This window comes from Pseudomonas sp. GZD-209 (assembly GCF_049310485.1).
GTDB lineage: Bacteria > Pseudomonadota > Gammaproteobacteria > Pseudomonadales > Pseudomonadaceae > Aquipseudomonas > Aquipseudomonas sichuanensis.
Window position 1 is genome coordinate 1 of the sequence record NZ_JBMOWQ010000054.1, and the last position, 13622, is coordinate 13622.

Below are 13622 nucleotides of genomic sequence, written 5' to 3' on the forward strand. Positions count from 1 at the left end.
CGCGGTGCAACCCCTTCCCCACGCTTGGGTGGGGGGGCGTCCCCCCCCCGCGATTGTTTCAGCCCTGGATGAATTCGGTCGCCGCCGCCCCATCGGCATTGAGCTGATACACCCGCTCTGGCCGCCCCTGCTCATCGAAAAACACCTGCCCCAGCCCCGCGCTGTTCCACAGTCGTTCACCGGCCTTGCTATGGCTGGGCACCCGTGGCACCACCTCCATCTCCCGACGCTTGGTGAACCAGTTGAGTGGCGAGCGCGGTGAATACAGCCAGCGGTTGAGCCGGTCGAGCACATCCAGCAGGCGCCGGGGGAACTCGTTCTTGATGCCGCTGCTGGTCACCTGCCACAGGTGTGGGCTGCGCTGGCGGTGGCGGATCAGCACTTCATAGACGAACGAGTAATGCACGTCGCCCGACAGCACCACGTAATGCCCCGGCGTGCGCGAGTGGCGGAAGATGTTGAGGATCACCTGTGCCGCGCCGCGGTGGGCCATCCAGTTCTCGGCATCCACCAGCAGCGGATAGCCCAGCGCACTGAATACCCGCTGCACGGCTTCGATCAGCTTGACCCCGAAAATCGGCGCCGGCGAGACGATCACCGCCGAAGGGTGGTCGATCAGCGCCTGCTGCAGCTCGCACAGCGCTTCCCAGTCGAGCAGACCAGACGGCTTGCCCAGGTTGCTTTCGCTGCGCCAGCGTCGGGTACGGGTGTCCAGCACCAGCAGCGGCGGGTTGCTGGGCAGCGCATACTGCCAACCCTGGAAGCGCAGCAGCTCGCCGATCAGTTCATCCTGGGTGGTGCGCTGCTGAGCAAAGCGTTGGCATTGCTCGATCAGCGGCGCGCAGGCATCCGGGTCGTTGCCCCAGCCCTGGCACAGCAGGTAGCCGAGCAGCGCGTTGCCGATGATGCGCCGCGAGAACGGGTGGCCATAGGCGGTCTGTTCCCACTGCGCCGAGAGGTTCCAGTCATCGGTGATGTCGTGGTCGTCGAAGATCATCAGGCAGGGCAGGTGGGCCATGACCCTCGCGACCTGGCCCAGGCCATCGGCGAACGCTTCGATCAGCGGCAGCTCGTGCCGGTAGCGCGCCTGGCGTTGCTCGGTGAGGTCCGCCGGCATGTCCATCCGCACCAGCGCCCACGGCGTCGGCGACCACACCAGCAGGTACATGGCCATCACCTCGGCGAAGGTCACCAGGTGGTTGTCGGCATTGCTGGACGAGAAGATCGGCTTGCGCTTGCCACCGAAGAAGCGCTCGCGCAGGGTTTCGTTGCCCTGCTGGGCCGGCAGCAGGTCGGCGCGGTGGTAGTAGCAGGCCGGGTGGCGGTAGAGCGCCGCGCCGCTGTCGACCACGGCGCCCTCCAGGGGCTCGTCGAACAGCCCCAGGCACTCGATCAGTTCATGGACGGCCCGCAGCATGGGGCCGGCGACGTCATCGGCGTACACCTGGTCGCCGGTCATCAACAGCACGGCGGGGCGCTGTTGCGGCTGGGTGCAGGCGGCCAGCAGGCGGTCGGCGCACAGCAGGCCGTCGGCCGCCGGGTGGTGCGGCTTGCGGCATGAACCGTGGAGTACCTGGTCGAGGCGCTTGCGCAGCACGAAATCTGGCCGGGTGGTGCCGGGGTAGAGCAGGTGTGGCGCCCAGTCGCTGATGCCCTGGCCGTTGATCAGCAGGTCGTATTCAAGCGCTATGTCGCAGGGCAGCGCTTGGTCGAAATGGATGTCCAGCAGGTGCACGAATGCCCGTGCGCCGACCGCGAGGGTGGTGCAGTGAAGGCTGGGGGTGATGCCTGGGTAGCCGAGCACGAATTCGGGCAGCAGCGGTTGCGAGCCGACCAGCCAGATGGCCAGGCGTTGGGGTTCAAGGCGGCGCAGTACCGGGCCAGCAAGAACAAGGGGCAGTGGGGCGCGGGAGGTCATCGACGGCTCTGGGGGCTTGGCTGGCCTCTTCGCGGGGCAGGCCCGTTCCCACAGTTACAGCACAGGATTAATCCTGTGGGAGCGGGCTTGCCCCGCGAAGAGGCCCTTGAATTCAAATGCTTTGCAGGGTGGCAAAACAAAACGGGCGGAAAATGCTGCGCACTTCCCGCCCGCTTGGCAAACCCGATATGTATCAGGCCTTTTCTGCCATCAGCTTCTCGAGCTTCTCCTGGTCGCGGGCGAACTGGCGGATGCCCTCGGCCAGTTTCTCGGTGGCCATGGCGTCCTCGTTCATCGCCCAGCGGAACTGGCTTTCGTTCAACTGCTGCTTGGCCTCACCGGCGTTGCCCGGTTTGAGAATGCGCGGCAGCTCGCCCTGGTCGTCCGACAGCTGCTGCAACAGCTCCGGGCTGATGGTCAGGCGATCGCAGCCGGCCAACTGCTCGATCTGGCCGATATTGCGGAAGCTCGCGCCCATCACCACGGTGTTGTAACCGTTGGTCTTGTAGTAGTCGTAGATGCGCGTGACCGACTGCACGCCCGGGTCTTCGGCGCCCACATAGTCCTTGCCGGTGCTCTTCTTGTACCAGTCGTAGATGCGCCCCACGAACGGCGAGATCAGGAACACGCCGGCATCGGCGCAGGCCTGGGCCTGGGCGAAGGAGAACAGCAGGGTGAGGTTGGTCTGGATGCCTTCCTTCTCGAGCTTCTCGGCGGCGCGGATGCCCTCCCAGGTGGAGGCCAGCTTGATCAGCACGCGGTCGCGGGAAACCCCGGAGGCTTCGTACAGCTCGATCAGCAGGCGGGCCTTTTTCAGCAGTGCCGGCTCGTCGAACGACAGGCGCGCATCCACTTCAGTGGAGATCCGCCCAGGGATGGCTTGCAAGATGCCCGCGCCCACGGCCACCGCGAAGGTGTCGCAGGCCAGGTCGACATTGCCCTTGGCCTCGGCCTTGACCTTTTTCAGCAGGTCGGCGTAACCCGGGATGGCAGCGGCCTTGAGCAGCAGCGACGGGTTGGTGGTGGCATCGACCGGCTTGAGCCGGGTGATGGCGTCCAGGTCCCCGGTGTCGGCGACCACGGTGGTGAACTGCTTAAGTTGTTCCAGCTTGGAGGTCATGGGCGTGCTCTGTCCTGTGCAATGACTCGACATTACCCGAGCCCCGGCGGCCACTCAAGGCCCGCCGGATACGGATCGGGGCCCATCGCCGGCACGTTCGCGCCCACGCTGTCTGTGGACTGCTCCCAAGAGTTGGATTGGTATCCTACTTTTGGGAGCAGTCCACTTCGTGGGAGCGGGCTTGCCCCGCGATGGGCTGCGCAGCAGCCCCGGGCCTGATGGCCCGAGGTTGCATTAAAGGCTAAGCCTTCGATGCAAAACCCCACCCCAGGTTCCCTCACCGCCCCTGCAACAACTCCGCCGCCTGGTCCAGCACCGCCAGCGGCGTGTCGGTCTTGTGAATATCCGCCGACAGCAACTGCCGGAAGCGCCTCGCCCCCGGGAAGCCCTGGCCCAGCCCGAGAATATGCCGGGTGATATGGTGCATCGCACCGCCGCTTTCCATATGCGCGACGATATAAGGCCGCAGCCGCTCCATCGCCTCGCTGCGGCTCACCACCGGCGCCTCGCTGCCAAACAACTGTTGGTCAACCTCGGCCAGCAGGTAGGGGTTGTGATACGCCTCGCGCCCCAGCATCACCCCATCGAAGGTCTGCAGGTGCGTGCGGCACTCTTCGAGGGTCTTGATGCCACCGTTGAGCACCAGCTCCAGGTCCGGGAAGTCCGCTTTCAACTGCGCCGCCACGTCATAGCGCAGCGGCGGGATCTCGCGGTTCTCCTTGGGCGACAGCCCTTCAAGAATGGCGATGCGCGCATGCACGGTGAAGCTGCGACAGCCAGCATCGCGCACCTGGCCAACGAAGTCGCACAGTTCGGCATAGCTGTCGCGGCCGTTGATGCCGATGCGGTGCTTGACCGTCACTGGAATACCGACCGCATCCTGCATGGCCTTGACGCAATCGCCCACCAGCGCCGGGTGGCCCATCAGGCAGGCGCCGATCATGTTGTTCTGCACCCGGTCGCTGGGGCAGCCGACGTTGAGGTTGACCTCGTCATAACCCGCCTGCTCGGCCAGTCGCGCACAGGCCGCCAGGTCCGCCGGCACGCTGCCGCCCAGTTGCAGGGCCAGCGGGTGCTCGGAGTCGTCGTGGCGCAGGAAGCGCTGGGCGTCGTTGTGCAGCAGCGCGCCGGTGGTGACCATTTCGGTGTACAGCAGGGCGTTTTTCGACAGCAGGCGCAGGAAGAACCGGCAGTGGCGGTCCGTCCAGTCCATCATCGGCGCAACGCTGAAACGGCGGGACGGCTCAGGGCGCAGGGCAGGGGAGGTGGCGGTTTGTGATGGCATAAGTCTGGGGCACGCACTCGACGGAGCCAGGCGGCGGGCCGCTGGCAGGCGATGGGAAGGTAGATGAGCGCCAGTTTACCAAGCGCGGGTGGATTCGTCCGATCCGATCGACATTGAACCTTCACCCCAACAGCACTCTGCTGTGTGCGCAACATGATGGCCATGGGCTTCACCGGCAATGACTCGCCTTGGCTGCCCCTGCTAGCATGCGCACCGCGCAACATTGATGGATCGCCCCCATGACACGTATGGACACCGCCAGATCATGATCCGCTACCTCACATTCATTGCCCTGATGGCCACCGCCGGCGTTTGTCAGTCCTTGGAAATGCTGGGCCAGGGCGACGACGAATACCTTAGGGCCTACCTCAAACCGCAACCCCGTACGTCCATAGAGACTTACCTCGATGGCATCAGCAACCTGTACGGGGCACTCGGAACCATCGACTTCAGCCACCGCGATGACCAATCCAAAGCCTGTTACCGCGTTTTGAACCACCGAACTGCCCGGCCGGACGATGTACGGCAGGTCACGATGGCCAGTGAGCAAGGCCATGCGCTTTGCCAGCATCTGCTGGGCACCCTCTACGAAGTCGGTAACGGGGTGCCCCAGGACCTGTACCGCGCCCGCATGCTTTACCTGCAAGCCGCCCCCAACGACCCCACTGCCTACGCCGAGCTGGGCCGCATGGCGCGTGACGGTATCGGCGAGCCGGTCGACTTCGTGCGGGCGCGTGCCCTCTACAGGCAGGCCGGACCAGGTGGTGTGGTGGGGCTGGGTGGGTTGATGGAGCAGGGCAAGGGCGGGTCGCAGGATGTGCAGGGCGCCTTGAACCTGTACATGTGGATGACCCGCAAATTCCGTGACCCCGCGTGGGTGGCCATGCGTACGCTGCTGGCCAACGGTATGTCGCTGGATGCCGCGCAGGTGGAGAAGTACAACCAGCTCTGGATCAGCGGGTTCATGAGCCTTCAGAGCCTGCAGGTCAGACGCGGGGCGTCGTTCAAGAACTTCAACTACACCGAGGCGATGAGGCTTACGGTGTTGTATCGGTTCCCGGCAGAGCAGGGTCGTCCCACCGTCGCGCTTCTCGAGAGTAGCGGCGACTCGCAGATTGATGAGATCGTGCTGAGGATCTTGGACAAGCTGCCGATGGATGATCCCTACATGGTGCCTGCGGGCACGCGACCCCCTGATATCGTGGCCCCGATTATCCTTGGCCCTCGCCTTTTCGGCGGTTGAGCCTCGGGCACTGGCCGGCCTGTCCAACGGACCAACGCCCTGCTGCAGGCGCCGGCCTGGCCGGCGAACAGGCCAGGCCAGGCAACAAAGGCCTCAGTGCTTCATCCCAAGCTCCGCATCATCCATCAGCGCCTTGGCCAGGGCGCTCAGGTAATACGACGCCCACAGCAGTTGCGGCTTTTCCTCCATGATCCCGGCGATGGTCAGGTCGCGCACGCAGCCCATCAGCTCCGAGGCCTGGTCCCGTGCATGCTGGCAGGGGATGCCGGGCTCGATGCAGAACAGCGGGGCGGTCATCCCTTCGCCTTGGTAGAACTTGGTTTTGCCCGCAGTGGTGCGGGGCGTGGTGTCGTCTGTGTTCATTGCTCACTCTCCCTGAAATGATCGATGCCTGGGCTGGCCCCATCGCGGGTCAAGCCCGCTCCCACGGATGCAGGCATAACCCTGCGGGCTGGGGGTGGCGTAGGAGCGGGCTTGCCCCGCGATAGCGCCAGCTCAGGCGACACATGACCAACGGCCTAGTGGAACGCCCGGCGCTCCAGCTGCGGCATCTGCACCTGAATCAACGCCGACTCGAGCAGCACCCGCAGCGCCTCGATCTCATGCATCAACGCCATGATCAGAATCGACGCGGGCGACTTGGGCTGCTGGACCGAAATGGCCTGATGCGCTACGGCCTGCGCGCACAGGGCGTACTCCGTGGCCTGGACGAGGGTGTCTTCGAGGGAGTGGTGGTTGTGGGGTGGATCGGGGACGATCTTTAGCATCACGATTTTCCTCTGGCGTGCGACCACCTGCCTGCTGTCAAACAGAAGGGTGGCAGCTGTACGTGGGTTGACAGACCGGCGGAAATCGTAAAGTTCCGGCGCACGCAAGCGTGCCCGCACGTACAGCCGCCATAGAGGACGAGCCATACACGATTTACCGTCACAGCCTGTCAAAGCTGTATCGTTGATGTGCAACGACTCGCCGAGACTAGGGGCCTGCTAGATCGACCGCAACGGAAAAAAGGCGGCAAGAGTATGTTTGGGAAATGGACTACAAGGAAGGGGTTAAGTCTGATTGTCGTTGATCACTTTCGACACTCTCTGGCTCTGCGAACACTGAGTCTTGCTTGGATATGACGAGGTCAGGGGCGAGTGCGCTTGTGCTGCGTTTTGGATGCTGAACACGCTCAGGTCTGCCCGCGCGACTTACAACTACTGACCTGTAGCTGTCACTGGTCGACGCCGGAGCCGTTGCCGTCCAGGGTTGTGGCGGTGGGGTGCGAGTACCCGCCGGCCCTGAAGGCGTGGTGGATGGAACCCTACGCGCCCAGCTTGACCTCGCGCATGTCCGACGAATAGTCGCCATCACCGACGAAGTCGATCGAGCAGTGGTCGCGCTGAAGGCCTTCCAGGCCTACGTGCGCGAAGTCATCCAGTAGAAAATAGGCGGGCCGCGCGGATGCGTCACCCCCGGTTCGGCCCGCCGAGCCCGTGGCTACCATGGGACAAACCGATCGCCATTCTAAGCCCCTCTATGCCCTTTTGCCTTCTTGCCAGCAGGTGCAAAAAAGCGCCCAAACCCTTTTTATATGGGGCTTGGGCGCCTTTTTTACGTTAATAGTCCAGCACAATTGGGGTGAGATAAGGATCTTCGGCGGTCCGCATAAGTCCCGCTCAATATATGTATCCATTCGTGCTGTAATATTTTGATTGGCTATGAGTTTTGTGGCGGGCATTCTAAATCATATTTGGTTTTTTGCGGCGAAAAGAGTGTCAAGGAAGTGATCTTTTTCGTCCTCGCAGTCAAGAAGTAGTTTGGCCTCGTCAAGCCTCGCATATGCGCTGGTTTCGACGCCAGTCAACATTTCCCAAATGCTATTGTTTCCGAACTCTGAGATGACTATGTGGAAAGGGATTTTTACAACCGTTTTTCGACCCTGTCTATCTAGGCCAACTCGACTAGCGGCTCTGGTGATGTGAGCTTGTGAGGCAGCTCTGCATTGATGTAACAGCGCTTGATGAAGTATAATTAGGATGTCGTAGTGTAGTTCGTTAGCGCGCATGCGTGTGCGAGTTACTTCTCTGACTCCGCTTTCGTCAAAAGAAACACTTAGCCCTGGTGCTAGCTTATTGATGTATGTGATTAGCTCTAAATCATTTCGGTTTTCAAGTAGGGAGCTAAGTTCGCTTACTGTTTGTGGTAGGGTTTTTAGAGTGTATTCTTTAGCAAATCGTGCGGCGTTAGTTTCTTTGAGGAACTGCAGGACATGTTGCCATTGGTCAAATTTCGAGAACGCCATTTCGTAAAATTCTGCAGCCTTGGAGTCTGATAAATTTCTTACGAAGGCTGAAGCGTAATAATCAAGAATGCTTTTGTGTAGGAATGTTACTGTGTCCAAGCCTTCTTCTAGCATTAAGCAGGCAACATTTATGATATCTTTGCGATAGTCGGAGTTTTTGCATTTTAGGTTTGCGTTGTATCGAGATGACAAAGAAAATACTCTGTCGAACTCCTCGCTTGTCATGGATCGGCCAATGCGACTATAAACTGCCATGAAGCAAAATATTTCGAACAGCTCTTTAAGTTCGTCTTCGGAAAGCTTTGTGTTGTGCTGCCTGTTGAAGCCTGCTTTGAGTTTGTCGTGTTTGCTGAAAACCACTCCGAACAATTTTTCAAAGAAGCCGGATAAAGTAGTTGGTATGTCTTTTTGAGTCTGATATATCATGACTATCAAAGTTAGCATTAGGGGTGTGGAAATAACTCCTTTAATGTTTTCGTGGCAGTCATCCAGTGCGTTTAGAATTTCCAATCGTTTAGTTGAGGTTGGTATAAGCTTTGCTAGGAACGATTCGTATTCTTGTGGCGCGATATCTGCGAGCTGTATTACATAAAAGCCGGTCGCATTCTGTATGCTACTGCGCGGTCGGCTCGAAATGATAATTTTCATCTTATCGTAGATATAAGAGAACTCGTTGATTTCCACTAGGGTCCGAGAAATGTAGTCGCTGGGTATTTCGTCAAAGCCATCTAGTATGAGGGTTATCTTTCCAGAGCGGCAGAGATAGTCTAGAACATCAGGGTTTGCTTCTATTCCGAGGCTTTTTAGGGCTGCGGTGATGCAATCAGTTAACGTTCTTTTTTCTGTGATGTCGCGTAGTTCAATAAGAATGGGGACGGTTTTGGTCTCGCAACTTATTGCTGATAGGGCCAAATGTCTCATGAAGATGGATTTTCCTTGCCCGACGATACCTTCTACTACTAGGTTTCCAGGAGGAAGGTCTTCAATTGAATTTACAGCAACTTTCTTGTGTTCGGTCCGGATCGAAGAGGTGTGATAGAATTTGCGCAGTGATATTTCCTTCTCGGGAGACCATATGGTCTTCACTTTGTCGAGACGTGACAGTTGAGCTGAGGCAGATTTGATTCCGTTCTGGGTTGACCACTTAGCAAGAGACTTCTGGATTTGGCCCTTCGCCTTATTGTAGATGTCGGCTAGCACGGGAGCTGAGAGACGTAAAATTACGGTGCTTGAACTGCTGGCTTCTACCATATAGGTTCCTGTTATAAAGTTGTTAATAAGTCCGGTGGTGGCATGGGGGTAATAGTGCTTCGCCTACTCCAGCTTTGTTGCGATAAATCACATGGCTGTCAATGTCGGACATTACCGACATCGGCTCGCGGCTGGGCAGTTTAATTATGTGAAGGAGTGCATGATTAGGAATAGTCGCACCTGGCCATCCTATGCGTCCAGCCTTCCTTAAAAATTCCGTAAGACTCGGCGCTATGTCGCAGTGGCTCTGAGAAGCCTCGCGAGACCTGCAGCAATGCCATTTCGGCTGATTGTGCTGGTGGCCGCCATTATCGGCTATTTGGGTGATCGCCTCGACCCAGGTACATTCGTAATCGTTGGCAATCATGGGGCTGCCAAGAACAGCCATGGCTCAGTGCAGACTGATGATGAAACCCCCAAAGCGAAAGCTCTTCCAGCGCTGATGGCAAATTTATTTAAAGCAATAACTCAAGTGCGTCCACGGTTGTCAATGCTTTTCATCCATGAACATGCTTCGTGTTAGTGTGATTTTTAGGGAGGATTCTAGATCGTCTCAGGTCATAAACGGACCATCCGTTAAAGCCAAAGTGTTCGGTTATACTGGCCTACAGCTAGTAGCGGGCGAGTTAAAATCCTAATCCGTAATCAGCTCTACCCATATTTTTAGGGCGTCAGGCAGGTGGTAGAATAGGTGAGAGATAATGCCGACGGATGGGTGGTCGTCCATGTTTTAACCTGATTTTTATAAGATTAGCGTTCTTCCGTTATGTAAAAGTTATGATTAAGATCTATGAAGACAAGATAGAAAGTATTTCTGTCGTATGCTGTTGCGCCTATGCCTTCTTTGTCAGGGATTTTGCCTGGTATGGTAAATCCTATGAGTCGGGCCATATTGTCCAAGCGAAACCTGCACCAGTTCACGTCATGAGGTACGTACTTTGGATGCTTAAAATTACTTTTAATAGGGAATGAGCCATAGTCGGCTAAGATTTTTAGTCCGCCGCCTCCGCATCTTCTGTTACGCCAATAAATCAAGTCCTGCCTAGTGAAATCTTTGATTTTATTAACTATTAAAGCTAGCTCGCCTGGGGCGAGGTCAGCAAAGGAGGTGCAGTGCTCTTGAGAGTCATCAAAATATGAAAAATTAAATTTAAATCTTGTCTCGATGTCAGAGCTGTGGATGCTATTAGCTGGAAAGGTTTCTAGAAAACGTGTCTTTTTAGAATTGCTATTGAACTTTTTCATAGCTTAGGTACGCCACCAAGCTTGCCCTCGCGATAAAGTCCTGAGATTGCACGGTCGTTTCGTATTATGTCACCAGGGATTTCATCCAGACGATAACAGTAGCTTTCCCCGTTCTCTTTGCTCACGAGGTAGGTTCGGTATTTTCCAAGATAATCCATAATCTCTAGGTTGTGCGACGTGAAGATCAGCTGGGCATCGAACGGGTTAGTTGAGGGATCAATGAAAAGGTCCAATATTCTGGGTAGGAGAGCAGGATGCCAATTGGTATCTAGCTCATCAAGAACTAGTGTGCCGCCTTTTTTTAGGATGGAGTTGTACTGAAAGAGTCGGCGGTACAGCGCCGTGGTGCCATCAGATTCGTGCCAATATGTAAGCCATTTCGAATCAATGTCGTCTAAGTCACTGTCGTGATGAAATATAGGGAAGTATTTTTTCTTGCCGGCTTCATCCATTGATTCGTGAATAACAATGTCGTGGATGCCTAGGTCTGCATTCTTTATAATATCTTTCGCAAATTCAAGCGCACTAGGGTTTTTGAAGTAGTATTCGGAAACTTTGGTGTGGTCATATGCGGTTTTGTCATCGTACATGCCGAGCGAGCCGACGTTTCCTCTTACTTTTGCGAGGAATTTACAGATATTATTTAGGTCGTCACCTAGATCCTTTATCTGGTAGTGTCGAGCAGTGTCCGCGATTGAGGCATTACTTTTTAGTGTTATGAGGTCTAGTGAGGCGAGTTCGGATACTCTATATTTCAGGGTGTTATTCTTTCTCTCAAGGATCAATGTCTTTCTTGCGACTTTCTTGTAAATTGCCTCTCTTACGACAGCGTCCTCTGTTGCTGAAAGCTCATAGATATATCTGATGCCTTCGCTTAAGAAGTCTATGTAGAAGTCGGAAGGGTTAGAGTTATTGAAGAAGCTTTTGATGCGAATTCCGGCGTCTTCTTCTTCAGAGAAAGAGTTACTTACGAAGCTGGAAATGAAACGAAGTGCTTTCAGGATGTTCGATTTGCCAGATGCGTTTGCACCTTTAATACCTAGGACAGTACTGTTTTTTTTTCCAAGTGTCACAGTCTTCGGAACTTTTGAATTTAACTCAAAGGAGATTGTGAAATCGTCTTTGAAAGAAAAAAAATTACGAGCTCCAAAAGAATAGATCATTTCACCTTAACCCTATTTCGCGTCAAAAATGACGTGAAATCAGCATAAGGTATGGAGGGGGAGAAAGCTAGCCCTGCACGGGTGTGATCGCAGGTGGGCAAGGATTCACATTGTTCGTGAGCTAAGCGCGTCCAGGTAGCGTCAAAACTATTTGTCGAAATGGGTCTGGAGGGCGCGTCTAAAACGGGTTTAGGAATGGTTGGCGGCCATCTCGACTCTGCTTGGCGCCGCTTCTTACATCGAATCTCTGACCGATTTTAGGAGGACCACGCCTAGGTTGGTACAGATTAGGTACACGGAAATATCACGGCTGCTGTGAGCCAATGATTACAGGGTCTTGAGGAAAGGCCTACCCAATCCATCATCGGTGCCACGCTGAAGCGGCGGGACGCTTCAGCACTCAAGCCTCATTGCTGTTTGTGTTGGCAGCGATCCAAGGCGCAGGTAGGTGGCTGGAAACGCTGCTCAACCCGCATTCCAATTCCAGCGCCGTGCACGCAATGCCACGACTTCCTCATCGGTCGCGAATCCACCGTCCTCGGCTTCCTCCACCGCCTGCTCGATCTGCGCGGTCAGTGATTTCTCCTGCTCGATGTAGTCACCCAGAACATGCATTGCCAGACAGCTCGCATTCACGCCGTTGGCTTTGGCAAGTTCAGCGAGAGCGTCGAAAAGATCTTCCGGAAGGTTCAACGTTGTTCTGGTCATGGCAACCTCGGCGTCGGACGGTGACCGGTCATCGCCAAATCTGTTCCTACTGCGGTAATCCTGCGCAAGTGGCGGCGCCTGCGTCGGTGCATGCCTTGAGTCTGGCGCAGTGGTTGCGATGCCCACACTGATACCGCGTCGTGCCAACAAGGCGGACAGCGGTGCAATCACAGGAGTGACTGGCCCGAAACAGATGTGGGAGCTGGCTTGCCAGCGATGCGCCGCGCGGGCGGCGCTCGATCTTGAGAGCGCTGCAAAATTCCCGGCGAGCACCTGGTGGCCCTCACCCCAATACCCTGACATGCACATGGCGGCCATTACCGAATGCTGACTCAACAAAACCAGCGGTGTCATTTCCAGGCGCCTGCCTTGAGGTCGCATGTGGGCCACTAGGTGCATGGCGACAGGTTTGCAGCGCCTATGAAATCGAGCGCCGCCCGCGCGGCGCATCGCTGGCAAGCCAGCTCCCACATCTATTTCGGGCCAGTCATGCCTGTGGCATCACCGCTGTCCGCCTTGTTGGCATGACGCGGTATCTCTGTGCGCGCCGTAACCACCGCCCCCACCACCGGCAATATCAACTCCGCCCCCTCATTGCGCACATTCCCCACCTGGCGCCCCACCGCAAACCACTCAAACGCCTCCACCGGCAAACACTGCTCCCTGGCCACCCGCTCAGCCTCAACAGCCGACAACTCCGGATCAATCCACATCCGCGCATGCTCCGCCCCCAGCACCAGCGGCCGACGATCATGAATATCCACCATCCCCGCATCACTGGCCGCGGTGATGATCACAAACCCATCCCCCTCGTTCGGCTCCAGCCCCGGCCGCACCTCGGCCAGCGCCGCCATGAACATCGGCGCGCCACTTTTCAGACGGATGAAATACGGCTGCTTGCGCTTTGCATCCAACGGATCGGCCACCCACTCGTACCACCCATCCGCCATCACCAGCGCCCGGCCCTGGGGCCACAGGGCCTTGAAGAACTTGCCAGTGGTCACGGTCTCGACCCGGGCATTGATCGGCGCGGGGCGTTTGTCCTTGGCCCAGAACGGTGCCCAACCCCAGTGGCAGGGGGCGATGCGCAAGCCGTCTTCGGCGTTGTGCAGCACCAGCACGCGGCTGCCGGGGGCCACGTTGTAGCGGGCGATGGGATGGTTGTCGTAGCCGCTGACCACGTCCTGCTCGGCCTGCAGTTCACGCAGGTAGTCGGCTAGGCCTTGGTATTGGGCGAAGCGTCCGCACATGGGGGCCTCCATTTTTGGGCGTTGCATGCAGCTGGGGTTTTGGGGGGCATGGCACCGGCTTTGCCGGTGATCGCGGGGCAAGCCCGCTCCCACGTTGACCTTTTGAGCCTGGGAAATGCGCCGGGGTTTCCATTTGTCGAAATTTCCTACGC

The 13622-nt window shown here is 57.1% G+C and carries 13 protein-coding genes; 3 read left to right on the forward strand and 10 right to left on the reverse strand.

The window, feature by feature from the left end; genetic code table 11:
• Window positions 1–58: 58 nt before the first annotated feature.
• The 3 genes from ACO6VM_RS07880 to dusA all read right to left on the reverse strand — a co-directional run bounded on the left by ACO6VM_RS07880 (window position 59) and on the right by dusA (window position 4323).
• Window positions 59–1918, reverse strand: coding sequence for an alkaline phosphatase D family protein (locus tag ACO6VM_RS07880; protein WP_422403029.1), 1860 nt, complete (start codon window positions 1916–1918; stop codon window positions 59–61).
• Between the two features lie 193 nt (window positions 1919–2111).
• Window positions 2112–3038, reverse strand: coding sequence for a transaldolase (gene tal, locus ACO6VM_RS07885; protein WP_258645869.1), 927 nt, complete (start codon window positions 3036–3038; stop codon window positions 2112–2114).
• A gap of 277 nt (window positions 3039–3315) precedes the next feature.
• Window positions 3316–4323, reverse strand: a complete 1008-nt coding sequence (dusA, locus tag ACO6VM_RS07890; protein ID WP_422403030.1) for a tRNA dihydrouridine(20/20a) synthase DusA — start codon at window positions 4321–4323, stop codon at window positions 3316–3318.
• A 265-nt stretch (window positions 4324–4588) separates the two neighbouring features.
• Here dusA and ACO6VM_RS07895 point away from each other — a divergent pair, with 265 nt between their 5' ends.
• Window positions 4589–5566, forward strand: coding sequence for a tetratricopeptide repeat protein (locus tag ACO6VM_RS07895; RefSeq protein ID WP_422403031.1), 978 nt, complete (start codon window positions 4589–4591; stop codon window positions 5564–5566).
• A 93-nt stretch (window positions 5567–5659) separates the two neighbouring features.
• On the opposite strand, the gene ACO6VM_RS07900 is transcribed toward ACO6VM_RS07895, so the two are convergent.
• Both ACO6VM_RS07900 and ACO6VM_RS07905 read right to left on the reverse strand, forming a co-directional pair.
• A complete protein-coding gene (locus ACO6VM_RS07900) occupies window positions 5660–5929 on the reverse strand; it encodes a DUF3077 domain-containing protein (RefSeq protein ID WP_125463394.1) in 270 nt (89 codons plus the stop codon).
• Window positions 5930–6084: 155 nt separating this feature from the next.
• Window positions 6085–6333: a hypothetical protein gene (locus ACO6VM_RS07905; RefSeq protein ID WP_422403032.1), complete on the reverse strand. Its 249-nt coding sequence runs from the start codon at window positions 6331–6333 to the stop codon at window positions 6085–6087.
• A 527-nt stretch (window positions 6334–6860) separates the two neighbouring features.
• Here ACO6VM_RS07905 and ACO6VM_RS07910 point away from each other — a divergent pair.
• Window positions 6861–6992 carry a hypothetical protein gene (locus ACO6VM_RS07910; protein WP_422403033.1) on the forward strand — a complete coding sequence of 44 codons (132 nt, stop codon included), beginning with the start codon at window positions 6861–6863 and terminating at the stop codon, window positions 6990–6992.
• Window positions 6993–7295: 303 nt separating this feature from the next.
• On the opposite strand, the gene ACO6VM_RS07915 is transcribed toward ACO6VM_RS07910, so the two are convergent.
• Window positions 7296–9104 (reverse strand): NACHT domain-containing protein, encoded by a 1809-nt coding sequence (locus ACO6VM_RS07915; RefSeq protein ID WP_422403034.1) that lies wholly within the window; start codon window positions 9102–9104, stop codon window positions 7296–7298.
• A gap of 274 nt (window positions 9105–9378) precedes the next feature.
• Here ACO6VM_RS07915 and ACO6VM_RS07920 point away from each other — a divergent pair, with 274 nt between their 5' ends.
• A complete protein-coding gene (locus ACO6VM_RS07920) occupies window positions 9379–9627 on the forward strand; it encodes a hypothetical protein (protein WP_422403035.1) in 249 nt (82 codons plus the stop codon).
• 227 nt (window positions 9628–9854) lie between these two features.
• On the opposite strand, the gene ACO6VM_RS07925 is transcribed toward ACO6VM_RS07920, so the two are convergent.
• The 4 genes from ACO6VM_RS07925 to ACO6VM_RS07940 all read right to left on the reverse strand — a co-directional run bounded on the left by ACO6VM_RS07925 (window position 9855) and on the right by ACO6VM_RS07940 (window position 13470).
• Window positions 9855–10349: a hypothetical protein gene (locus ACO6VM_RS07925; RefSeq protein WP_422403036.1), complete on the reverse strand. Its 495-nt coding sequence runs from the start codon at window positions 10347–10349 to the stop codon at window positions 9855–9857.
• A complete protein-coding gene (locus tag ACO6VM_RS07930; protein WP_422403037.1) occupies window positions 10346–11512 on the reverse strand; it encodes an AAA family ATPase in 1167 nt (388 codons plus the stop codon). The genes ACO6VM_RS07925 and ACO6VM_RS07930 overlap by 4 nt, the downstream gene beginning before the upstream one ends.
• 465 nt (window positions 11513–11977) lie before the next feature.
• A complete protein-coding gene (locus ACO6VM_RS07935; protein WP_422403054.1) occupies window positions 11978–12220 on the reverse strand; it encodes a CopG family ribbon-helix-helix protein in 243 nt (80 codons plus the stop codon).
• 473 nt (window positions 12221–12693) lie between these two features.
• The gene (locus ACO6VM_RS07940; RefSeq protein WP_422403038.1) at window positions 12694–13470 is read right to left on the reverse strand and encodes an SOS response-associated peptidase family protein; all 777 of its coding nucleotides are present in this window, start codon (window positions 13468–13470) and stop codon (window positions 12694–12696) included.
• Window positions 13471–13622 lie beyond the last annotated feature (152 nt).